Here is a 19,736-nt window from a genome sequence, read left to right as displayed (position 1 = left end):
CGGCGGCGATCCCGCGCTGGCCCGAGATCGGCCCCGCCCTCGCCCGACGCGCCCCGGCGCTCGACTGGGTCGGCTATCTCTCGACCACCGGGGTCTACGGCGATCACGGCGGCGACTGGGTCGACGAGGACACGCCCCTCACCCCCACCACGGCGCGCGGCAAGGCCCGCGCCGAGGCCGAGGCGGCCTGGCAGGCCATCGACGGGCTGCCGCTGCACATCTTCCGGCTCGCGGGCATCTACGGCCCCGGTCGCGGCCCCTTCGAAAAGGTCCGCCAGGGCACGGCGCGGCGCATCGTCAAGCCGGGGCAGGTGTTCAGCCGCATCCACGTCGAGGATATCGCGCAGGTGCTCGAGGCCTCGATCCGCCACCCCCGCCCCGGCGCCATCTACAACCTCTGCGACGACGACCCGGCCCCGCCCGAGGAAGTGCTGCAGCACGCCGCCGAGCTTCTGGACCTGCCGCCCCCGCCCGAGGTCGCCTTCGATGCCGCCGAGATGAGTCCGATGGCCCGCAGTTTCTACGCCGAGAACAAGCGCGTGCGGAACGACCGCATCAAGGACGAGCTGGGCGTCACGCTGCTCTACCCCGACTACCGGGCAGGCCTCGCTGCCCTGCTCGCCGAGGAGGGCTGAGGCCAGCCCTTTCTTCTAGGTGAAAATATCCCCGGGGAGCCCGCCATGGGCGGGCGGGGGCGGCGCCCCCAAATCCCCCCTCTCAGCCGCGCCCACGGTAGGGCGGCACGCCCTGGTCGGGGATCCACACCCCCTCGGGGATCGGGCCGGTCTGGTAGAAAACATCGATCGGGATGCCGCCGCGCGGATACCAGTAGCCGCCGATGCGCAGCCATTGCGGCTCAAGGAAGCCGACCAGCCGCCGGGCGATCGAGATGGTGCAATCCTCGTGGAAGGCGCCATGGTTGCGGAACGCACCGAGGTAGAGCTTCAGCGCCTTGCTCTCGACCAGCCAGGCCCCCGGTACGTAGTCGATGACCAGGTGGGCGAAGTCGGGCTGGCCGGTCATCGGGCAGAGCGAGGTGAACTCGGGCGCGGTGAAGCGCACGTTGTAGGCCACGTCGGCCTGCGGGTTGGGCACCCGCTCCAGCTCGGCCTCCTCGGGCGAGGCGGGCAGCACCGTAGCACCGCCGAGTTGCTTGAGGTTGCTGTAGATGCTGTCGGTCATTTCGGGATCTCCGGAAATGGGAAGTCAGACGCCGCGCTTGTTGCCCCAGAGGAGCACATGCAGCTGCGGCAGGATGCGGGGGGGTGAACCAGCCGTCGGCGGTGGCGGTCTCGGTGAGCCAGAGCAGCCGGTCGGCGAGGCTCTGCGGATCGACCGGCACCTCGGGATCGACTTCGGGATTGCCGGGCTGCAGGTAGAGCGGAAGCTCGGGGTGCCGGGCATGGGCGTCCTTGGCCCAAGCGTAATCGGCGGCGTCGAAGATGACGATCTTCATCACCACCTGCCGCGCAGCCTGCCCCGCCGCGACGCAATCCGCGAAGCTGTCCCAGTCCACCGTCTCGCCGCTCGACGGCGGCTTCGGGCTGAGCACCAGGGTGTCGAGCCGCCCGAACCACGGGCGTGCCACCGACCCTTGCGTCTCGCAGGCGAAGCGGTAGCCCTCTGCCCGGCCCATCTCGACCACCGGGCCGAAATCCTGGATCGCCGGGTTGCCGCCGCTGAGCGAGACGGTGATCGGCCGCCCGCCCGACAGGCGCGTGACCTCGGCCCAGACCTCGGCGTCGCTCATCGGGGTCCAGCTGTGGCGAAAGGCGCTGTCCACGGCGTGCAGGCTGTCGCACCAGCTGCAGCGGTAGTCGCAGCCACCCGCGCGGACAAAGACGGTGGGCTCGCCGATCAGCGCGCCCTCGCCCTGGATCGTCGGGCCGAAGATCTCGGCTATGCGCAGCACCATGTCAGGCCGCCAGCGGCGCGGGCCGGTACTCGGCCCAGGTCTTCGGCGTCTCGCTGACCCTGACCGAGGCGGTCTCGGGCCAGCGCGCGGCGCACCACTCGTAGAAATGCAGCGCGAGGTTCTCGGCGGTCGAAGCGACGTTCAGCACGTCGTTGAGATGCCGGTGGTCGAAGCATTCGTCGATATAGGCCTTGAGCGGCGCCAGCTCGTGGTAGTCGCGCACGAAACCGTCCGCGTTGAGCTCGCGCGCCGCCAGTTCGACCACGACGATGTAATTGTGGCCGTGCATCCGGGCGCATTGGTGACCTTCGGGCAGATGCGTCAACTGGTGCGAGGCAGAGAAGTGGAATTCCTTGCTGATCCGGAACATCACACCTCCTCCCGGCTGGCCACGGCCCGCACCCAGAAATCAGGATCGGCGTAGACCGTGGGATCCTCGATGCCCGCGAGGTGGAAGGCCTCGCGCCGCTCGACACAGGTGCCGCAGCAGCCGCAGTGCACCTCGCCGCCCTTGTAGCAGGACCAGGTCTTCTCGAAGGGCGTGCCGTGCTTTGCTCCCTCGGTGACGATGTCGGCCTTGGTGCGTTCGACGAAGGGCGTGTAGAACTGCACGTCGGCGTAGCCCTCCAGCGCATGGCGCTGCATGGTCTCGAAGGCGCGGGTGAAGCCGGGGCGGCAGTCTGGGTAGATGAAATGGTCCCCGCCATGCACGGCGGTGGCAACCGCCTCGTCGCCATTGGCCGCGGCGACGCCGAACGCGATGGCCAGCATGATGGCGTTGCGGTTGGGGACCACGGTGATGCGCATGGTCTCTTCGGCGTAATGCCCGTCGGGCACGTCGATGTCCGAGGTCAGCGCCGAGCCGGTAAGCGCCGCGCCGATGCCGCGCATGTCGATGCGCTGGAACGGCACGCCGAGCCGCGCGGCGGCGGCCTGCGCGAAGTCCAGCTCCTTGGCGTGGCGTTGGCCGTAGTCGAAGGAAACGAGGCGGGTGAGCTCTTGTTCGGCTGCGACCATATGGGCGAGCGAGACGGAATCCAGTCCGCCGGAGCAGATGACGATAGTCTTCATGTTTGAACCCTTGTTTTGATGACCGGGTAGGCTGCGACCGGTGTGAGGCGCGTCCTAACGGGTCGGGCGCCACGGGGCAAGGGTCTTGGGCGCGCCGACACGCAAGCGTGTGGACGCCGGCAGGGCGATGCGGAAGGGAGGGGGCGACGCCGAAGAGAGGGTGCGCTGCCCCCTCGCCCTGCGGGCTCACCCCCGGGATATTTCTGCCTAGAAGAAAGACGCAGGGGCGCGCCCGGCCTGCGGTCAGGCGCGCTTGTTGAGGATGTCGACGCCGAGCGTGGTGAGGACCTTCTCCTCGATCTGCTCGGCGTTGAGGCCGGCCGTCGCGTACATGTCGGCGGGGCTGGAGTGGTCGATGAAGGTGTCCGGCAGCACCATCGAGCGGAACTTCAGCCCGTGGTCGAAGACGCCCTCGTCAGACAGGAGCTGCGCGACATGGCTGCCGAAGCCGCCCACCGCGCCCTCCTCGATGGTGATCAGCGCCTCGTGGTCCTGTGCGAGCTGGAGGATCAGCTCGCGGTCCAGCGGCTTGGCGAAGCGGGCGTCGGCGACGGTCGGGGAGATGCCGCGCGCCTCGAGCGTCTCGCAGGCCCTGAGCACCTCCTGCAGCCGCGTGCCGAAGCTGAGGATCGCCACCCGGCTGCCGGTCCGGATCATGCGGCCCTTGCCGATCGGCAGGATCTGCGGGGTCTCGGGCAGCTCGACACCCACACCTTCGCCGCGCGGGTAGCGGAAGGCGATGGGCCCCTCGTCATGCGCGGCGGCAGTGGCCACCATGTTGACCAACTCGGCCTCGTCGGCGGCGGCCATGACCACCATGCCCGGCAGGTTGGCCATGAAGGCGACGTCATAGGCCCCGGCGTGGGTCGCGCCATCGGCGCCCACCAGCCCGGCGCGGTCGATGGCGAAACGCACCGGCAGGCGCTGGATCGCCACGTCGTGCACCACCTGGTCGTAGCCGCGCTGCAGGAAGGTCGAATACATCGCGCAGAAGGGTTTCATCCCGCCGGCGGCGAGGCCGGCGGAGAAGGTCACCCCGTGCTGCTCGGCGATACCCACGTCGAAGACCCTGTCCGGGAAACGCTCGGCCATAAGGTCGAGCCCGGTGCCGTCGGGCATGGCGGCGGTCACCGCGCAGATGCGCGGGTCCGCGGCGGCGAGCCGGGTCAGCGTCTGAGCGAAGACCTTGGTGTAGGCCGGCGCATTGGAGGGCGCCTTCTTCTGCTCGCCGGTGACCACGTCGAACTTGGCGCGGGCATGCCCGCGGTCGGCCGAGCCCTCGGCCGGGGCGTAGCCCTTGCCCTTCTTGGTCAGCACGTGGATCAGGATCGGCCCGGTGGCCCGCGCCTTCACCGTGCGCAGCACCGGCAGGAGCTGGTGCAGGTCGTGCCCGTCGATCGGACCAACGTAGGAGAAGCCCAGCTCCTCGAAGAGCGTGCCGCCCACGGTCATCGACTTCAGCACGTCCTTGGCCCGCTTGGCGCCCTCGCGGAAGGGCGGCGGCAGCAGGTTCACCGCACCCTTGGCGGCGGCCTTGAGGTCGTGGAAGGGGGCCTCGGCATAGAGCCGGTTGAGATAGGACGACAGCGCGCCGGTCGGCGGCGCGATAGACATCTCGTTGTCGTTGAGGATGACGATCAGCCGCTTGCCGAGGTGGCCGGCGTTGTTCATCGCCTCGAACGCCATGCCCGCCGACATCGAGCCGTCGCCGATCACCGCAATGGCATCGCCAAGGCCGGTCTCGCAGCTGCCGCCCAGCTCGCGCGCCATGGCAAAGCCGAGCGCGGCGCTGATCGAGGTCGAGCTGTGGCCGGCGCCGAAGGGGTCATAGGGGCTCTCGGAGCGTTTCGCGAAGCCCGAGAGGCCATCCTTCATGCGCAGCGTGCGGATGCGGTCGCGGCGACCGGTGAGGATCTTGTGCGGATAGCACTGATGCGAGACGTCCCAGATCAGCTTGTCGCGCGGCGTGTCGAAGACCGCGTGCAGCGCCACGGTCAGCTCCACCACGCCGAGCCCCGCGCCGAGGTGGCCACCCGTTTCGGAAACAGCCGAAATGGTTTCGGTGCGCAACTCATGGGCGAGACGGATCAGCTCGTCATCCGAGAGCCGCTTGAGATCGGCGGGCGTGGTCACACGGTCGAGCACGGGGGTCTCGGGGCGGGAGGACATGGGGTGCACCTCTGGCGTCAGTTGCTGCGGGAGATAACGAAGCGGGCCGCGGCCCGCAAGTTTTCCGCCCGGTCTGCATAGGGAGATAGCGCGTCGCAGGCCTCGTCCACCAATTGCCGCGCGCGCAGCTTCGCGGCATCGAGCCCGAGCAGCGAGACGAAGGTGGCCTTGCCGCGCCCGGCGTCTTTGCCCACCGCCTTGCCCATCATGGCCGCGTCGCCCTCGACGTCGAGGATGTCGTCGGCGATCTGGAAGGCGAGGCCGAGCCGGTCCGCGTAAGCGGTGAGCGGCGCGGGATCGACCTCGGCCAGGCGTGCCCCGGCCTCGGCGGACCAGCGGATCAGCGCCCCGGTCTTGCCCGCCTGCAGCGCGATGATCTGCGCCAGGTCGAGCGGCACGTCGGTGGCCTCGGCGGCCATGTCGAGCGCCTGCCCCATGACCATGCCGCGCGCCCCGGCGGCGCGGGCCAGCGACAGCGCGAGATCGGCACGCACCTCGCCCGAGGGATGGCAGCGCGCGTCGGTCACCAGCTCGAAGCCGAGCGCCTGCAGCGCATCCCCGGCGAGGACCGCCGTCGCCTCATCCCACTTGCGGTGCACCGTAGGCAGGCCGCGGCGCAGGTCGTCATTGTCCATGCACGGCAGATCGTCATGCACCAGCGAATAGGCGTGCACCGCCTCGATGGCGCAGGCGGGCCAGATCGCGTGGCCCTCGGGCACGCCGTGCAGCCGTGCCGATTCCAGCACCAGGTAGCCGCGCAGCGCCTTGCCACCTCTGGTGGCATAGCCCATGGCCTCGACCACGGGCAGCGCCTCGTGCTCGTCCAGAACGCTTTCGAGGTGGGCGGCGACTGCCGCCGCCGCACCAACCAGGGATTCCGCAAACATGGGGGGTCAGAGCCCCTCGACCGGCTTGGTGCCCGTGGGCTCGCCGTTCGCGTCGAGGGTAATCGCGGCGACCTTTTCCTCGGCCGCCTTGAGCTTGGTCTCGCAGTGCTTCCGCAGCTCGCTGCCGCGCTGGTAGAGCGAGATCGACTCCTCCAGCGCCACCTCGCCGCGTTCGAGCTGGGTCACCACCTGCTCGAGCTCCGCCATTGCCTGTTCAAAGCTCATCTCCGCAACGGGGGTGTCAGTCATCTGCCTGCCTCGATCAATTCTTGTACGTGCACCCGGGCCGAGTCCGCGAGCGCGCGCAGATCATAACCACCTTCGAGAACCGAGACCACCCGCCCCTGCGCAGAGCCCTGCGCGATCCGGCAGAGCTCGCGGGTGAGCCAGGCGAAGTCCTCCTCGCGCCAGTTGAGCTCGGCCAGCGGGTCGTCGGCATGGGCGTCGAAGCCGGCCGAGAGGATGACGAGATCGGGCCGGAAGGCGTCCAGCCGCGGGAAGGCCTGCGCCGCATAGGCAGCACGCATCTCGGCCCCGCCGCTGCCCGGTGGCAACGGCAGGTTGAGCACATTGTGATGCCCGCCGGTCTCGTCGGCCGCCCCGGTGCCCGGCCAGAGCGGGTATTGCTGCGAGGTGATGACCAGGGCGCGCGGCTCGTCCCAGAGCAGCGCCTGCGTGCCGTTGCCGTGGTGCACGTCGAAGTCGACGACGGCAACGCGCTCAAGCCCGTGGTGGTCTAGCGCGTGTTTCGCCGCGATGGCGGCATTGCCGAAGAGACAAAAGCCCATGGGGGTCTCGGCCTCGGCGTGGTGGCCCGGCGGGCGGGTGGCGCAGAAGGCGGTCTTCGCCTCTCCCGCCAGGACCGCATCCACCGCCCGCACCGCGCCGCCGACCGCGCGGCGCGCTGCCTCGAGCGAGCGCGGCGAGAACCAGGTGTCCTCGTCGAGCGGGATCAGCCCCTCGCCGGGAAGCGCCGCGATCAGCCGGTCGAGATAGGCCTGCGGGTGGACCCGAAGGATGTCGCGATCCTCGCAGCGCGGCGCGGCGAGACGCAGAAGGTCGAGCCCCTGCAAGGCGTGCAGCACGTGGTCGAGCCGGGCCACCTGCTCGGGGTGGCCGTCGGGGGTCAGGTGGTCGAGACAGTCGGCATGGGTGATCAACGCGCAGCCCATTGCGGCCCTCCTCCGGTTGTGGGTCCGGTGCAAGAGAGCGTGATTCCGCTGCAGGAACAAGGGGAGGTGAGCCGAGTGGCGGACCTCCTCCTGCCGCGCTCAGTCAGGGGCCAGCATGTAGCCCGCGCCGCGCACGGTCTGCAGGTAGCGCGGCTGCTTCGGGTCGTTCTCGATCTTGCGGCGCAGGCGGGTGATCTGCACATCAACCGCGCGCTCCTGCGCCTGCCCCTTGTCGCGGCCGAGTTCCTCGACCAGCCGCGTGCGGCTCAGCGCCTCACCGGGCTTGGCCGAGAAGATGCGCATCAGCTGGCTCTCGGTCGCGGTCAGCCGCACCAGGTCGTCGCCGTGCCACATCTCGCCACGCTCGATGTCGTAGCGGATGGGGCCGAGCGTCAGCAGCTTGGGCTGCAACGCCTCGGAGACCGGGCTCTCGGGCATGCGGCGCAGGATGGCGTTGATCCGCAGCAGCAGCTCCTTCGGCTCGAAGGGTTTCGGCAGGTAGTCATCCGCCCCAGCCTCGAGCCCGGCGATCCGGTCCTCGGTCTCGCCGCGCGCGGTGAGCAGCATGATCGGCGTGTGGCGGGTCTCGCGGATGGCGCGGGTGAGGCTGATGCCATCCTCGCCCGGCATCATGACGTCGAGCACGATGAGGTCGAAATCGAGCCCGGCCATCAGCCGCCGCGCATGGGCCGCGTCGCGCGCTGCGCTGACAAGAAAGCCGTGGCGGATCAGGAACTTCTGCAGCAGGCTCCGGATCCGCTCGTCGTCGTCGACAATCAGAAGATGCGCGTCTGGATCGCTCATCCGCGGTTCTCCCGGAGTCTTTGGTACTGGCGCTGCATCTCGGGGTCCATCATCGCCTCGAGCACCTGCTTGAAGCCCGCCACCGCCTCGGGGCCGACCTGCCGGTAGGCAGACCGCATCCGTGCGCGTTGCGCGTCCGAGAGCTGCTTTTCAAGCGCGTCCCCGGCCTCGGTCAAGTAGAGATGGCGCTCGCGCTTGTCGGCGCGGCCGATCCGGCTTTCGACCAGCCCGTCTTCGACCAGCGTGCGCAGCACCCGGTTGAGCGACTGCTTGGTGACGCCCAGAATGTTGAGCAGGTTGTTGACCGTGGTGCCCGGCGCGCAATGGATGAAATGGATCGCGCGGTGATGCGCCCGGCCGTAGCTGAGCCCTTGCAGGATACGGTCCGGGTCGGCGGTGAACCCGCGATAGGCGAAGAACATCGCTTCGATCCCCTGCCGCAGTTGCTCATCCGTCAGATAGAGCAGCGACTCACCACCCAGAACCTGACTTGCGGACGCGTCTGCCATAAAAACCCTCTGCGTTCGTTTTCTGCACTTTAAGTCAGCGTTGTTGACATTCCAATAGCGAACTGTTAGCGAGTCGCAGTTTTTGCGCAACATTATGTCCATGTCGGACCTAAAGAGCGCAACTAATGCAAAGCGCCTATGTGAAGGAGATGACCCATGGACGGAGCTTTCGACGATCGCGACGGCAAGATCTGGATGGATGGCCAGATGGTGGAATGGCGGGATGCCAAGGTACACGTCCTGACGCATGCGCTGCATTACGCGAGCTCGGTCTTCGAGGGCGAGCGAGCCTACAACGGCAAGATCTTCCTCGGCCACGAGCATTCGAAGCGGCTGCATTTCTCGGCAGGCGAGCTCGATTTCACCATCCCTTACTCGGTTGAAGAGATCGACGCGGCCAAGGACGCGGTGCTGAAGGCCAACGGCTTTACCGACGCTTACGTCCGGGCGGTGGCCTGGCGCGGCGCGGGTCAGGACATGGGCGTCGCCTCGGCGCGCAACCCGGTGCGTCTGGCGATCGCCGCCTGGGCCTGGGGCAACTACTATGGCGACGCCAAGATGAAGGGCGCCAAGCTCGACATCGCGAAATGGAAACGCCCGAGCCCGGAGACGATCCCGGTCCACGCCAAGGCGGCCGGTCTCTACATGATCTGCACCACCTCGAAGCACGCCGCCGAAGCCAAGGGCTGTTCGGACGCGCTTTTCATGGACTACCGCGGCTATGTGGCCGAGGCGACCGGCGCCAACATCTTTTTCGTGAAGGATGGCGAAGTGCACACGCCGACGCCCGACTGCTTCCTCAACGGCCTGACCCGTCAGACGGTGATCAAGCTGCTGAAGGAAAAGGGCATCACCGTGCATGAGCGCCACATCAAGCCCGAGGAGATGGAAGGCTTCGAGCAGTGCTGGCTGACCGGCACCGCCGCCGAGGTGACCCCCGTCGGCCAGATTGGCGATTACACATTCGAGGTCGGCGCGCTGACCCGCGACATCGCCGAGACCTACGAAAAGCTGGTCCGCTCGTAAGCGGCCGCTTGAGGGGCTCCGGCCCCTCCCCCGGGCTTCGCATCCCGACAACGGCCCGCGCCCTGCGCGGGCCGTTTGCATTTGGACGTCCCGCCTTCGCGGGCAAGTCAGCTCATCGCGCGCAGCATCGCCGTGTTGGACTGGATAACCGTGTTCAACTCGACAATCCGGGCGAGCCGTGCCTCGATCTCATCCTGCCCCGCGTCGAGCTGGTCGACGATCCCGGCCAGCGAGTCGCCGGTGCCGCTGAGCGCCGCGCTCTCGATCTTGCACATCATGCGCGTGGAGCTGAGCCCGGTGACATAGCGCTTCATATCCAGCACCGACCGCCCGAGCCGCGTCGCCTCGATCTCGACGACTTTGAGTGCGTCGATAGCGGCTTTCTGAAAGGCGATCTCCTCGGCGATCAGGGTTTCCTTGTCGCGGATCACGTCTTCCTTGGCGGCAGCGTGGCGCACGTCTTCCTGGAAGATCGCCGACATCTCGGCCTGCAAGCTGCCCGCATAGACCAGGAACTGCCCCTCCTGGATCGTGGTCGCCATGCGCATGTAGGTGCTGTCCTCGCCCTCGACGAAGCCGCGCACCCAGGCCGCCATCTCGTCGAGCATGGAGCCGTAGTTGACCGAGATGGCGCTGATCGGTCCGCCGGCGTTTTCCAGCCGCGAGGCCAGGATGCGCATGTTCATCGGCACCGTGCGGATCGCCTTGATGATTTCGGTCATCCGGTCGGTTTCCTCGCGGATTTGCAGGATGGTCTTGGCCATGGTCATAAAGCGTAGCTGCCGCGGCCCGAGCTTGGTGCCCATGCGCTGCGCACGGGCCTCCAGTTCCTGCGCGAGCGCGGCGGTCATGAACCCCTCGTACGAGGTGTAGCCAAGCTCCGCGACCTCGGCCAGCAGCATGTCCTTGCTGCGCGATGGGGTCACTCCCTGCCCCGTCTCCGCCTCGCGCAGTCGAGCATACATGTCCTTCACCTGCTCAAGCAGCCCGCAGCAAGGCTTCACCCGGACCGAGATATAGCCCCCCGCGATCGGCCAGGCGACGGCGAGCACCCAGTAGTAGCGCCCGTCCTTGGCCTTGTTCTTCACGTAGGCGGCGACGTAATCCCCGGCCTTCAGCTTGTCCCAGTAGAGCTGGAACACCCCCTTGGGCATATCGGGATGGCGCACAAGCTTGTGCGGCGCACCTTTCAGCTCTTCCCACATGTAGCCCGAGATCTTTCGGAACACGCTGTTGCCGTGGATGATCACCCCACGATCATCGGTGCGCGAGAAGAACAGGTCCTTGAGCTCGAAAGGCACCTCGCCAACGGTGCTATTGCGGGTTTGCGCGATGAGCTGGGAATCGTGTTGGGTCATGAGGGCCACGCGGCTGGGAGAGGGTGTCGGCGCAGCATGCCCCGGCCGGGGTTTCCGAAACGTGAAGAGCCGCGGAAATCCGCGGCTCTCCGGTATCATTTCGCAGCGGCGCGCTCTCAGCCCGGCGACATGCCCCGCAGGCGCTCGGAGCGGCGGCGCAGCATCTCGACCGTCGCCAGCAGCAGGATCGAGATCGCCACCAATACCGTCGCCGCCGCGAGGATGGTCGGCGAGAGCTGCTCGCGCAGGCCGGTGAACATCTGCCAGGGCAGGGTCTGCAACTCGGCCGAGCCGATGAAGAGCACCACGACCACCTCGTCGAAGGAGGTGATGAAGGCAAAGAGCGCACCCGAGATAACCCCCGGCAGGATCAGCGGCATCTGCACCCGGAAGAAGGTGGTCACCGGGTTCGCGCCCATGTTCGCCGCCGCCCGCACGAGGCTGCGGTCGAAGCCAACCAGCGTCGCGGTGACGGTGATGATCACGAAAGGAATGCCCAGCACCGCATGCGCCAGCACCACGCCCCAGAGCGTGCCGACGATGTTTATCTTCGAATAGAAGAAATACATGCCGGTGGCCGAGATGATCAGCGGCACGATCATCGGCGAGATCAGGATCGCCATGATCGCCCGCTTGCCGGGCACGTGGCTCTGCGACAGGCCGATGGCCGCCAGCGTGCCGAGGCTCACCGAGATGATCGTCGCCAGCGGCGCGATGATCAGCGAGTTCTTCACCGCGCCGGTCCATTCGGGATTGGTGAAGAAGTCGCGGTAGTGCTTGAGCGAGTATCCCGCCGGGTCGAAGTGCAGCATCTCGGGGGTGAAGGTGAAGAAGTCCTGCGCGTTGAACGACAGCGGCATGACCACCAGGATCGGCGTGATCAGGAAGATGAAGATCGCGCCGCAGATCACCCGGAAGCTGTAGTGCCAGAGCACCTGTCCCGACGAGAGATAGGGCACCAGCGGCACTCGGTAGCGGCCGAAGCCGGTCCAGTAGGTGAACCAGCCGAAGAACCAGCCGAAGAGCGCTCCGACGAGCCCCCCCCGAGACGCCCCCGGCGAGAAAGCCCAGCAGCGCGAAGACGGCGATGATGCCCCAGCGCAGGGGCTTCTCCAGATCCTTCGACAGCGACATGGCGGCGAAGGCGAAACCGGCCATGACCAGCGCGCCGAGCACGATGCCGAGCAGCACCGAGCCGTTGGACGCACCGATGAAGATGCCGGCAAAGGCCCCTGCGGCGGCGAGCACCGGCACGGTCAGCGAGAGGGGCTTCTTGATGGCGGGCGTGAGAATGACGTTGCTCATAGCCGTTACCCCAGCTTCACGTTGTCGATGCCGACGATGCGGTCGTAGGCCCAGTAGAGCAGCAGCACCACCGCCAGGAGGATCGCGCCGAGCGCCGCCGCGAGGCCCCAGTTCAGCGAGGTCGAGATGTGGTAGGCGATCCGGTTCGAGATGAAGGTACCGGTGGTGCCGCCGACGATCTCGGGGGTGATGTAGTAGCCGATGGCGAGGATGAAGACGAGGATCGAGCCCGCGCCGATGCCCGGCACCGATTGCGGGAAATAAACCCGCCAAAAGGTCGTCCAATCAGTCGCGCCCAGCGATTTCGCGGCCCGCACGTAGGTCTTCGGGATTGTCGACATCACCGAATACATCGGCAGGATCATGAAGGGCAGCAGGATGTGGGTCATCGCGATGATCGTGCCGGTCTGGTTGTTGATCATCGCCAAGCGGTTGTCATCGGCGACAAGGCCGATCCACACCAGCACGTCGTTGATGACGCCCTGCTGCTGCAGCATGATCTTCCACGCCGAGGTGCGCACCAGGAGCGAGGTCCAGAACGGCAGCAGCACGAGGATCATCAGCAGGTTGGCCTGGCGCGAGGGCAGGTTCGACAGGATATAGGCGACCGGGTAGCCGAGCAGGATGCAGCTGCAGGTGATCACCAGGCTCATGAACAGCGTGCGCTTGAACAGCGTGAGGTAGATGCGTTCGTTCTCAGGGCGCTTCTCGATCCCCTCCGGCGTCAGCTTCATGTCCACCGAGTTGAGGAAGTAGCCCGAGGTGTATTTCGGCGCGTAGAGTTTCAGAGTTCGCCAGATCGCCGGCTTGAGCCAGTCCTTATCGATCTCGCCGAAGCCTTCCTTGAAGTCGACAGTCTCGAACTCGGGGCTGGCCACCAGCGCGGCGGCGGCCTTCAACATGTCCGCATGCGGGCCGGAATAGCCCGAGACGTCCCGCGTCGAGAGGTCCTGGTAGAGGGCGGTGTGCACCGCCGACCAGGGCTCTTCCTTGAGCAGCGACTTGCGGTCCTCGTTGTGGGTGAAGCTGGCGAAGGCGCTATACTGATCGGCAGTGCGCGGCAGCATCTCCTCGACCCCATCACGCAGCCTGAACTTCGGCAGGCGTTCGCCCTTCTCCCAGGCGGCTTCCTTTTCCAGCCAGTCTTCCGAGCCCATCATCTCGGCCCAGGGCTCGGCTTCGTCCCAGTTCTTGTCGAGATCCTTGAACTGGTCCTGGTAGACCTCGCCGATGTCATCCAGGCCACGGCCCGACTTGCGGAACAGCGAGGAGGCGCCGGTCATTTCGTAGTTCAGGCGCGAGCCAAGGCGGGTGTGCTCCTTGCGCTCGGCGGCCACGAAGAGATCGTAATAGGCGTCTTCGAAGACGGCGTCGGGCGGTAGGTCCGTGCCATCCCAGTCACCGAGAGCCCGGGTGGTCTTCGGCATGGTATTCGAGACGATCTGGTTCTCGACCGAGCGGAACAGCATGTCCGCGATCGGCGCGATGAAGGTTACCAGAACGAAAATGAGGAGCGGCGCGACCAGGGCCAGGGCGCGAAGCTTCTGCACCCTCAGCGCCCGGGAAAGGCTCTTTTTCAGCGGCGTGCCGTCGGCGGCCAGCATCGGCCCCTTGGCGTCTTTCTCCGGATCCGTGGTCGAAGCGGTCATCCTACCCCCTGCGGGTCTATTTTCTTATCTTGTTCGGTCCGTCGTGTGACCGGTGTGCAGAGAGGGGCCCGGCAGGCCCCTCTCCGGTTTGCATAAGGCGATTACTTCGCGAGCCACGCCTGGAACTTGGCGTCGATGTCGTCGCGGTAGTCGGACCAGAAGCTGTACTGCGTCACGAAGACGTTGGTCGCGTTTGCCGGATCCGTCGGCATGTGCGGCGCCATGTCGATGCCGAGCTCTGCGTGCTTGCCGACCAGCGGCGCCGAGGAGGCACGTGCCGGGCCATAGGAGATGTAGGCGGCCTGGTCAGCAAGGCGCTGGGTGTCGGTCGCGAACTTCACGAAGTCGAGAACGCGGGCCAGACGGTCCTCGGGCAGTCCCTCGGGGATGATCCAGCCGTCGAAGTCGAGCATCTCTGCGTCCCAGAGCATGCCGATCGGCTGGTTCTGCTCGGCGATCGCCGAGAACAGGCGGCCGTTGTAGGTCGAGCCCATGACGACCTCGCCGTCGGCGAGCAGCTGCGGCGTGTCGGCGCCGGCGGTCCACCAGATGGTCTGGTCCTTGATGGTATCCAGCTTGGCGAGCGCACGGTCCTGGCCCTCGGGGGTCGCCAGCACGTCGTAGATGTCTTCCTTGGCAACGCCGTCGCAGAGCAGCGCCCATTCCATGTTCGCCGGCGGACGCTTGTTCAGCGACCGCTTGCCCGGGTAGGTCTCGAGATCGAAGATCGCGCAGATGTCGGAGGGCGGCGTGTCGCCGACCATGTCCGTGCGATAGCCGACGGTGGTCGAGAACACGATCTGCGGGATGAAGCAGTCCGAGATCAGCGAGTCGCCGAAGTCGTCCTCGGCCGACGAGCCGTCCTCGCCCGGTGCGAGCATCTCGTCGACATCGACTTCCATCGCCAGGCCTTCGTCGCACAGGCGGATCGAGTCCGCCGCTTCCACGTCCACGAGATCCCAGGTGATGTTGCCGGCTTCGTTCATCGCGCGCAGCTTGGCCACGGCCTCAGCCGAGCTTTCATCCCACGAGATGCTGACCTCGGGGTGCATCGCCGCGTAGGGCTCGGAGTAGGCTTTGACCTGGCTGTTCTGGTAGGCACCGCCCCAGGAAACGATGGTCATCGAGTTGGCCATGTCCTCCGCGGACACGGCGCCAGCGGCAACCGTGAGCGCGGTCGTGGCCAGGAGGGTCTTGGTCAGTTTCATCGGTAGCTCCCTTGATAGCCCGTTGTGTATTTGGGAGTCCGGGGCACGGGCAGACCGCCGGAACCTTTCCGGCCCGCGCCACCCGCCCGACGCGGGAGAGCGCGGGCAGTTTCACATCAGTTGGCGTCGAGTGCCCGGCAATCCGAAGGTAGCCAGCCGATCTCGATCTCGGTGCCCGGCGTCAGCCGCGCCTGGTCGGGCGCGTTGCGGGTCTTGATGATGAAATCGCGATTGCCGGCCACGTCCAGGCGGGTGCGGAAGATGTCGCCCATGTAGATAAACTCGAGCACCTTGGCCTTGAGCGTATGGGCGCCTTCCTGCAGGCGGTCCTTGTTGTACTCGACGCGCTCGGGGCGGATCGACACACGGGTGCGTTCGCCGACCTTGGTCACGTTGACCGGCTTGGCGTCGATCACCTCGCCGCCGTCGAGCTTGACCACGCAGGTGTCGCCCTTGATCTCTGCGATGGTGCCCTCGAGCGTGTTGTTCTCGCCGATGAACTGCGCAACGAAGCTGTTCTCGGGCTCTTCATAGAGCACGTCCGGCGGCGCCAGCTGCTGGATCCGGCCGTCGTTGAACACGGCGACGCGGTCCGACATGGTCAGCGCCTCGGTCTGGTCGTGGGTCACATAGACGACGGTGATCCCCAGACGATGCGCGAGATCGGTGATCTCGAACTGCATCTTCTCGCGCAGCTGCTTGTCGAGCGCGCCGAGCGGCTCGTCCATCAGCACCAGCTCGGGTTCGAAGACCAGCGCCCGCGCCAACGCGATACGCTGCTGCTGACCGCCTGAAAGCTGCGCCGGGCGGCGGCCGCCGAAGGCTCCCATCTCGACCATGTCGAGCGCCCGCTTGACCTTGGCCTCGCGGTCCGACTTGCCGATCTTGCGTACCTCGAGCGGAAAGCTGAGGTTCTCGGCGACGGTCATGTGCGGGAAAAGCGCGTAGTTCTGGAACACCATGGCGATGCCGCGCTTGTGCGGCGGAATGTTGTTGATCGACACGCCGTCGAGCTTGATCTCGCCATGGGTGGCGGTCTCGAAACCGGCCAGCATCATCAGGCAGGTGGTCTTGCCCGAACCGGACGGCCCCAGCATGGTCAGGAACTCGCCCTTCGGCAGGCTCAGGTTCAGGTCTTTGACGACAAGGGTCTCGCCATCATAGCTTTTTTTGCACGCGCTCAAAGGCGACAAACGCGTCGCTTGTCCCGGTATCTGGCAAATCCGGCTCCCCGTTTTGTGTTCCGCGGATTTTTCTCCGCTGTCTTGCCGGAGATAAGAACGCGTCCCGACCCGTGTTGCAACCGTGTTGCCGCGAAGGCGAAAAGATTCGCGGCTTTGCAGAACCATCGGGCACAAATGCGGCCCTTCGCGGTGAAAAATCGTCATGACACATTCTTCTGCAGGCCGATCTCCTTGGGTTTCCCCTGCGTTATCAGGCGCGTCTGAACCTGCATTTTGATGAAAATCACCGCAGAATCGGCATCCGACCCGGCTCAACGACCCCGCAACCGCACATTTCAAGAGCAAACGCGGAGAAATGCGCCAGCTTCGCCCGCCATTGCGGGCAAAGAGCGCAATTGGACGTGTCCCTTCCTTGAAACGCGCCCGGTCCAGACCCATTGCGCTCATGCACGCCATCGACGTCCCGCGCGGCAAGAGGTTTGACCAACCGCCCGTCCCTGCTAAGCCTTCGGTCATGAGCCATCTTCTGCCCGCCACCGAGGAGCACCTGAAGCACCTCATCGCCTGCCCGACGGTCTCGAGCGAGAGCAATCTCGCGATGATGGCCATGATGGGAGATTACCTCGAGCACCTCGGCGCCAAGGTCGAGCTCTTCCGCGACGCGACCGGCACCAAGGCAAACATGTTCGCCACGCTCGGCCCGGACATCCCCGGCGGCGTGGTGCTCTCGGGCCATTCCGACGTGGTGCCGGTGACCGACCAGGACTGGAGCAGCGATCCCTTTGCCCTGGTGGCGCGCGACGATCACCTCTATGGCCGCGGCACCTGCGACATGAAGGGTTTCATCGCCGCCGCGCTGGCGTTGGCCGAGCCGGTCTCGAAGATGACCCTGCGCCGCCCGCTGCACCTGTGTTTCACCCATGACGAGGAGGTCGGCTGCCTCGGCGCCCGGGCGCTGGTGCCCGAACTGCAGCGTCGCGGCTACGCGCCGCGCATGGCGATCATCGGCGAGCCCACCGGCATGCGGCTGATCGAGGGGCACAAGGGCTGCTGCGAATATACCACGCGCTTCTCGGGGCTCGAGGGCCACGGCTCCGCCCCGGACCGCGGCGTGAACGCCGTGCTCTACGCGCTGCGCTACACCCAGAGGCTGATGGAAATGGCCGAGGCACTCAAGGCCCGCGCGCCGCGCAGCAGCCGTTTCGACCCACCCTGGACCACGGTGAACGTCGGCCGCCTGTCGGGCGGCGCCGCGCATAACGTCATCCCCGGCAAGGCCGAGATCGACTGGGAGATGCGCCCGGTACAGCCCGGCGACGCCGAGTTCGTCAAGGAGGCGCTGGCCCATTGCATCGAACACGAGCTGCTGCCCGCCATGCGCGCCATCCACCCCGAGGCGGCGATCACCACAGAGGTGATCGGCGAGGTCGCGGGGCTGATGCCGATGGAAGACAACGACGCCCGCGACCTCATTTCCCGCCTCACCGGAATCAACGCCGCCGACGTGGTGCCCTTCGGCACCGAGGCCGGGCTGTTCCAGCAGATGGGCCTGTCGGTGGTGGTCTGCGGCCCGGGCGAGATCGCCCAGGCCCACAAGCCCGACGAATTCGTCACCCGCGGCCAGCTGGCGCAATGCCTCGGCCTGCTCGAGGGCATCGCCCACAGCCTCGCGGCCTGACCCGCCGCTTCTTCTAGGTGAAAATATCCCACGGGGGTGCGGGGGTGTGAAACCCCCGCTCCTGCCCTCTCAGCCCGCGCGCCAGCCGTCGAGCGGCTCCGGCACCACCAGCCGCGCGCCGGGCAGCATTCGCCCGGCGATCTCGCGCAGGTCGCCGGGCGCGAAGCCGACGCAGCCCGCCGTCGGATAGCCCGGTCGCCGCCATTGGTGCAGGAAGATCGCCGAGCCGCGACCCGGCTCGGCCTCGGGCCAGTTCCAGTCGGTGATCAGCACCAGATCGTAGAGCGGGTCGGCCCGGCGCATGGTCTCGTGGCTCGGCGCGAAGGGCGCGCGCACCAGCTGGTTGTAGGCCGGAGAGCCACTGTCGTCGCACCAGAGGTCGCGCAGCCCGATCGGCTCGGCCCAGAAGGCGGGCCGCGCCATGCGGTCGGGCCGGTAGAGCATTGCGACCACCCGGTGCACACCGATCGGCGTCGCGCCGTCACCTTCTCGCTTGCCCAAGCGCACCCCACCGCGACCGATGACACAGGGCCATGTCCGCCCCGCGAACCGCAGGCCGGTGCGGGTCAGCACCAGATCGCTCGGCCCCACGCGCACCGTCGCCGCGCTCATAGCAGGTGCCCCGACTTCTCGGCCTTGGTGGCGAGGTAGCGCTCGTTATAGGCGTTGAGCCCGACCTTCAGCGGCACGCGCTCGGCGACGGTGATGCCGCAGCGCTCCATCATCGCCATCTTGCTGGGGTTGTTGGTCAGCAGCCGCACCGCGCCGAAGCCCATCTTGCGCAGGATCTCGGCGCCGAGGCGGAAGTCGCGCTCGTCATCCTCGAAACCCAGCCGGTGGTTCGCCTCGACCGTATCGAAGCCTTGGTCCTGCAGCGCGTAGGCCCGCATCTTGTTGGCCAGCCCGATGCCGCGCCCCTCCTGGTTGAGATAGAGCAGGACCCCTGCCCCTTCCTCGCCCATCTGCGCCAGCGCGGCGTTGAGCTGCGGGCCGCAGTCGCATTTCAGCGAGCCCAGGAGATCGCCGGTGAAACAGGCCGAATGGAGCCGCGAGAGCACCGGCTTGGAGCGGTCGGGCCGGCCGATCTCGATGGCATAATGCTCGTCCGAGCCGTCCTCGGGCCGGAAGATATGCAGCCGGGCGTTCTGCGCCGCGCGCAGCGGCACCTTGGCCGAGACCACGTGGTCGAGCCGCGCCAGCGTCAGCATGTAGGGCCCGGCCGGGTCGGCCTCGACCATGGTCAGCATCTCGCCCTCTGCAAAGCCCTCGGGATCGTCCAGCGGCAGGATCAGCGCCGCGGGCAGCAGCCGTGCCGACTTCACGAGGGTGATCGCCAGCCGGTGCAGCCCGGTGTCGCCCCCCCCGGCGGCTGGCCAGCGGACCCTTCATCGGCTTGGCCAGATCATCCGCCGGATCGGCGATCGACTGCACCCAGTCGAGCCCCGCATCGTCCGGCAGGATCAGCCGCGCCAGATCGCCGTCATAGGCGCGCGCCTTCAGCGTTTCGGCCCGGCGCGCGGTGATGGTCAGATCAAGCGCGCCCGGCAGCGCCCGCAGCACCGCCAGCCGCGCTGCCGAGACCGTCTCGGCCGCGATCACCAAAGCGCCGCCCGTCTGCGCCTTCAGCACCACCGGCACCCCCATGCGCAGGTCGGCGCGGGCACGGGCGAGCAATTCTCCGAGATCGGGCGCGAGGGACATGGGCGTCTTCCTGTCTGGGCCGCGGCAAGCGTGGCGGATGGTACACCCGGGCCAGCCGACCCGGGAAGGCGCTGAAACAAAGCAGCTTCATTGCTGTAAC

The 19,736-nt window shown here is 67.0% G+C and carries 16 protein-coding genes and 4 pseudogenes; 3 read left to right on the top strand and 17 right to left on the bottom strand.

Annotated elements, in window-relative coordinates:
* Nucleotides 1-635: SDR family oxidoreductase (locus tag CLG85_RS13145; RefSeq protein ID WP_260349055.1), on the top strand; the 635-nt coding region annotated here is incomplete at its 5' end.
* Between the two features lie 82 nt (nucleotides 636-717).
* Here CLG85_RS13145 and queF read toward each other — a convergent pair.
* From queF to CLG85_RS13095, 10 genes and pseudogenes are all read right to left on the bottom strand, one after another.
* A complete protein-coding gene (gene queF, locus CLG85_RS13140) occupies nucleotides 718-1,182 on the bottom strand; it encodes a preQ(1) synthase (RefSeq protein WP_095883046.1) in 465 nt (154 codons plus the stop codon).
* Between the two features lie 24 nt (nucleotides 1,183-1,206).
* Nucleotides 1,207-1,915, bottom strand: a pseudogene (gene queE, locus CLG85_RS13135) (7-carboxy-7-deazaguanine synthase QueE).
* A 1-nt stretch (nucleotide 1,916) separates the two neighbouring features.
* Nucleotides 1,917-2,285 carry a 6-pyruvoyl trahydropterin synthase family protein gene (locus tag CLG85_RS13130; protein ID WP_095883048.1) on the bottom strand — a complete coding sequence of 123 codons (369 nt, stop codon included), beginning with the start codon at nucleotides 2,283-2,285 and terminating at the stop codon, nucleotides 1,917-1,919.
* On the bottom strand, nucleotides 2,285-2,986 hold the full coding sequence (gene queC / locus CLG85_RS13125; RefSeq protein ID WP_095883049.1) for a 7-cyano-7-deazaguanine synthase QueC: 702 nt from the start codon (nucleotides 2,984-2,986) through the stop codon (nucleotides 2,285-2,287). Before queC ends, CLG85_RS13130 begins: the two co-directional genes overlap by 1 nt.
* 243 nt (nucleotides 2,987-3,229) lie before the next feature.
* Entirely contained in the window at nucleotides 3,230-5,155 is a 1,926-nt protein-coding gene (gene dxs, locus CLG85_RS13120; RefSeq protein WP_176476510.1) for a 1-deoxy-D-xylulose-5-phosphate synthase, read from the bottom strand.
* Nucleotides 5,156-5,172: 17 nt separating this feature from the next.
* On the bottom strand, nucleotides 5,173-6,042 hold the full coding sequence (locus CLG85_RS13115; protein WP_260349053.1) for a polyprenyl synthetase family protein: 870 nt from the start codon (nucleotides 6,040-6,042) through the stop codon (nucleotides 5,173-5,175).
* 6 nt (nucleotides 6,043-6,048) lie between these two features.
* Nucleotides 6,049-6,291, bottom strand: a complete 243-nt coding sequence (locus tag CLG85_RS13110; protein WP_095884190.1) for an exodeoxyribonuclease VII small subunit — start codon at nucleotides 6,289-6,291, stop codon at nucleotides 6,049-6,051.
* Nucleotides 6,288-7,214, bottom strand: coding sequence for a histone deacetylase family protein (locus CLG85_RS13105; RefSeq protein WP_260349052.1), 927 nt, complete (start codon nucleotides 7,212-7,214; stop codon nucleotides 6,288-6,290). The genes CLG85_RS13110 and CLG85_RS13105 overlap by 4 nt, the downstream gene beginning before the upstream one ends.
* Nucleotides 7,215-7,313: 99 nt before the next feature.
* On the bottom strand, nucleotides 7,314-8,018 hold the full coding sequence (locus CLG85_RS13100) for a response regulator (protein WP_095881117.1): 705 nt from the start codon (nucleotides 8,016-8,018) through the stop codon (nucleotides 7,314-7,316).
* Nucleotides 8,015-8,527 carry a MarR family winged helix-turn-helix transcriptional regulator gene (locus CLG85_RS13095; RefSeq protein WP_095881118.1) on the bottom strand — a complete coding sequence of 171 codons (513 nt, stop codon included), beginning with the start codon at nucleotides 8,525-8,527 and terminating at the stop codon, nucleotides 8,015-8,017. Before CLG85_RS13095 ends, CLG85_RS13100 begins: the two co-directional genes overlap by 4 nt.
* Before the next feature lie 156 nt (nucleotides 8,528-8,683).
* Here CLG85_RS13095 and CLG85_RS13090 point away from each other — a divergent pair, with 156 nt between their 5' ends.
* The gene (locus tag CLG85_RS13090) at nucleotides 8,684-9,553 is read left to right on the top strand and encodes a branched-chain amino acid aminotransferase (RefSeq protein ID WP_095881119.1); all 870 of its coding nucleotides are present in this window, start codon (nucleotides 8,684-8,686) and stop codon (nucleotides 9,551-9,553) included.
* Between the two features lie 107 nt (nucleotides 9,554-9,660).
* Here the strand turns inward: CLG85_RS13090 and CLG85_RS13085 are convergent, their stop codons facing one another.
* The 5 genes and pseudogenes from CLG85_RS13085 to CLG85_RS13065 form a co-directional block, all read right to left on the bottom strand.
* The gene (locus tag CLG85_RS13085; RefSeq protein ID WP_095881120.1) at nucleotides 9,661-10,911 is read right to left on the bottom strand and encodes a PAS domain-containing protein; all 1,251 of its coding nucleotides are present in this window, start codon (nucleotides 10,909-10,911) and stop codon (nucleotides 9,661-9,663) included.
* A gap of 116 nt (nucleotides 10,912-11,027) precedes the next feature.
* Nucleotides 11,028-12,216 (bottom strand): annotated as a pseudogene (locus tag CLG85_RS13080) (ABC transporter permease).
* Between the two features lie 5 nt (nucleotides 12,217-12,221).
* Nucleotides 12,222-13,865, bottom strand: coding sequence for an ABC transporter permease (locus CLG85_RS13075; protein ID WP_095881122.1), 1,644 nt, complete (start codon nucleotides 13,863-13,865; stop codon nucleotides 12,222-12,224).
* A gap of 101 nt (nucleotides 13,866-13,966) precedes the next feature.
* Nucleotides 13,967-15,073 carry an extracellular solute-binding protein gene (locus CLG85_RS13070; RefSeq protein ID WP_095881123.1) on the bottom strand — a complete coding sequence of 369 codons (1,107 nt, stop codon included), beginning with the start codon at nucleotides 15,071-15,073 and terminating at the stop codon, nucleotides 13,967-13,969.
* 116 nt (nucleotides 15,074-15,189) lie between these two features.
* Nucleotides 15,190-16,294: pseudogene (locus CLG85_RS13065) on the bottom strand (ABC transporter ATP-binding protein).
* A 477-nt stretch (nucleotides 16,295-16,771) separates the two neighbouring features.
* On the opposite strand from CLG85_RS13065, the gene argE reads away from it, so the two are divergent.
* Nucleotides 16,772-17,935 (top strand): acetylornithine deacetylase, encoded by a 1,164-nt coding sequence (gene argE, locus CLG85_RS13060; protein WP_224844072.1) that lies wholly within the window; start codon nucleotides 16,772-16,774, stop codon nucleotides 17,933-17,935.
* A 69-nt stretch (nucleotides 17,936-18,004) separates the two neighbouring features.
* On the opposite strand, the gene CLG85_RS13055 is transcribed toward argE, so the two are convergent.
* Nucleotides 18,005-18,547: a L,D-transpeptidase family protein gene (locus CLG85_RS13055; protein ID WP_260349050.1), complete on the bottom strand. Its 543-nt coding sequence runs from the start codon at nucleotides 18,545-18,547 to the stop codon at nucleotides 18,005-18,007.
* Nucleotides 18,544-19,636: pseudogene (ribA, locus tag CLG85_RS27435) on the bottom strand (GTP cyclohydrolase II). The gene CLG85_RS13055 and the pseudogene ribA overlap by 4 nt, the downstream one beginning before the upstream one ends.
* Nucleotides 19,637-19,736: the final 100 nt, after the last annotated feature.

It is taken from the genome of Alloyangia mangrovi, from assembly GCF_002300555.2.
In the GTDB taxonomy this organism is placed as follows: domain Bacteria; phylum Pseudomonadota; class Alphaproteobacteria; order Rhodobacterales; family Rhodobacteraceae; genus Salipiger; species Salipiger mangrovi.
This window is presented reverse-complemented; position numbering and strand designations above follow the sequence as displayed.

Bases quoted from the DNA above. Each gene is read 5' to 3' on its own strand.
- queF (WP_095883046.1), bottom strand. From the start codon at position 1,182: ATGACCGACAGCATCTACAGCAACCTCAAGCAACTCGGCGGTGCTACG.
- CLG85_RS13130 (WP_095883048.1), bottom strand. From the start codon at position 2,285: ATGTTCCGGATCAGCAAGGAATTCCACTTCTCTGCCTCGCACCAGTTG.
- queC (WP_095883049.1), bottom strand. From the start codon at position 2,986: ATGAAGACTATCGTCATCTGCTCCGGCGGACTGGATTCCGTCTCGCTC.
- dxs (WP_176476510.1), bottom strand. From the start codon at position 5,155: ATGTCCTCCCGCCCCGAGACCCCCGTGCTCGACCGTGTGACCACGCCC.
- CLG85_RS13115 (WP_260349053.1), bottom strand. From the start codon at position 6,042: ATGTTTGCGGAATCCCTGGTTGGTGCGGCGGCGGCAGTCGCCGCCCAC.
- CLG85_RS13110 (WP_095884190.1), bottom strand. From the start codon at position 6,291: ATGACTGACACCCCCGTTGCGGAGATGAGCTTTGAACAGGCAATGGCG.
- CLG85_RS13105 (WP_260349052.1), bottom strand. From the start codon at position 7,214: ATGGGCTGCGCGTTGATCACCCATGCCGACTGTCTCGACCACCTGACC.
- CLG85_RS13100 (WP_095881117.1), bottom strand. From the start codon at position 8,018: ATGAGCGATCCAGACGCGCATCTTCTGATTGTCGACGACGACGAGCGG.
- CLG85_RS13095 (WP_095881118.1), bottom strand. From the start codon at position 8,527: ATGGCAGACGCGTCCGCAAGTCAGGTTCTGGGTGGTGAGTCGCTGCTC.
- CLG85_RS13090 (WP_095881119.1), top strand. From the start codon at position 8,684: ATGGACGGAGCTTTCGACGATCGCGACGGCAAGATCTGGATGGATGGC.
- CLG85_RS13085 (WP_095881120.1), bottom strand. From the start codon at position 10,911: ATGACCCAACACGATTCCCAGCTCATCGCGCAAACCCGCAATAGCACC.
- CLG85_RS13075 (WP_095881122.1), bottom strand. From the start codon at position 13,865: ATGACCGCTTCGACCACGGATCCGGAGAAAGACGCCAAGGGGCCGATG.
- CLG85_RS13070 (WP_095881123.1), bottom strand. From the start codon at position 15,073: ATGAAACTGACCAAGACCCTCCTGGCCACGACCGCGCTCACGGTTGCC.
- argE (WP_224844072.1), top strand. From the start codon at position 16,772: ATGAGCCATCTTCTGCCCGCCACCGAGGAGCACCTGAAGCACCTCATC.
- CLG85_RS13055 (WP_260349050.1), bottom strand. From the start codon at position 18,547: ATGAGCGCGGCGACGGTGCGCGTGGGGCCGAGCGATCTGGTGCTGACC.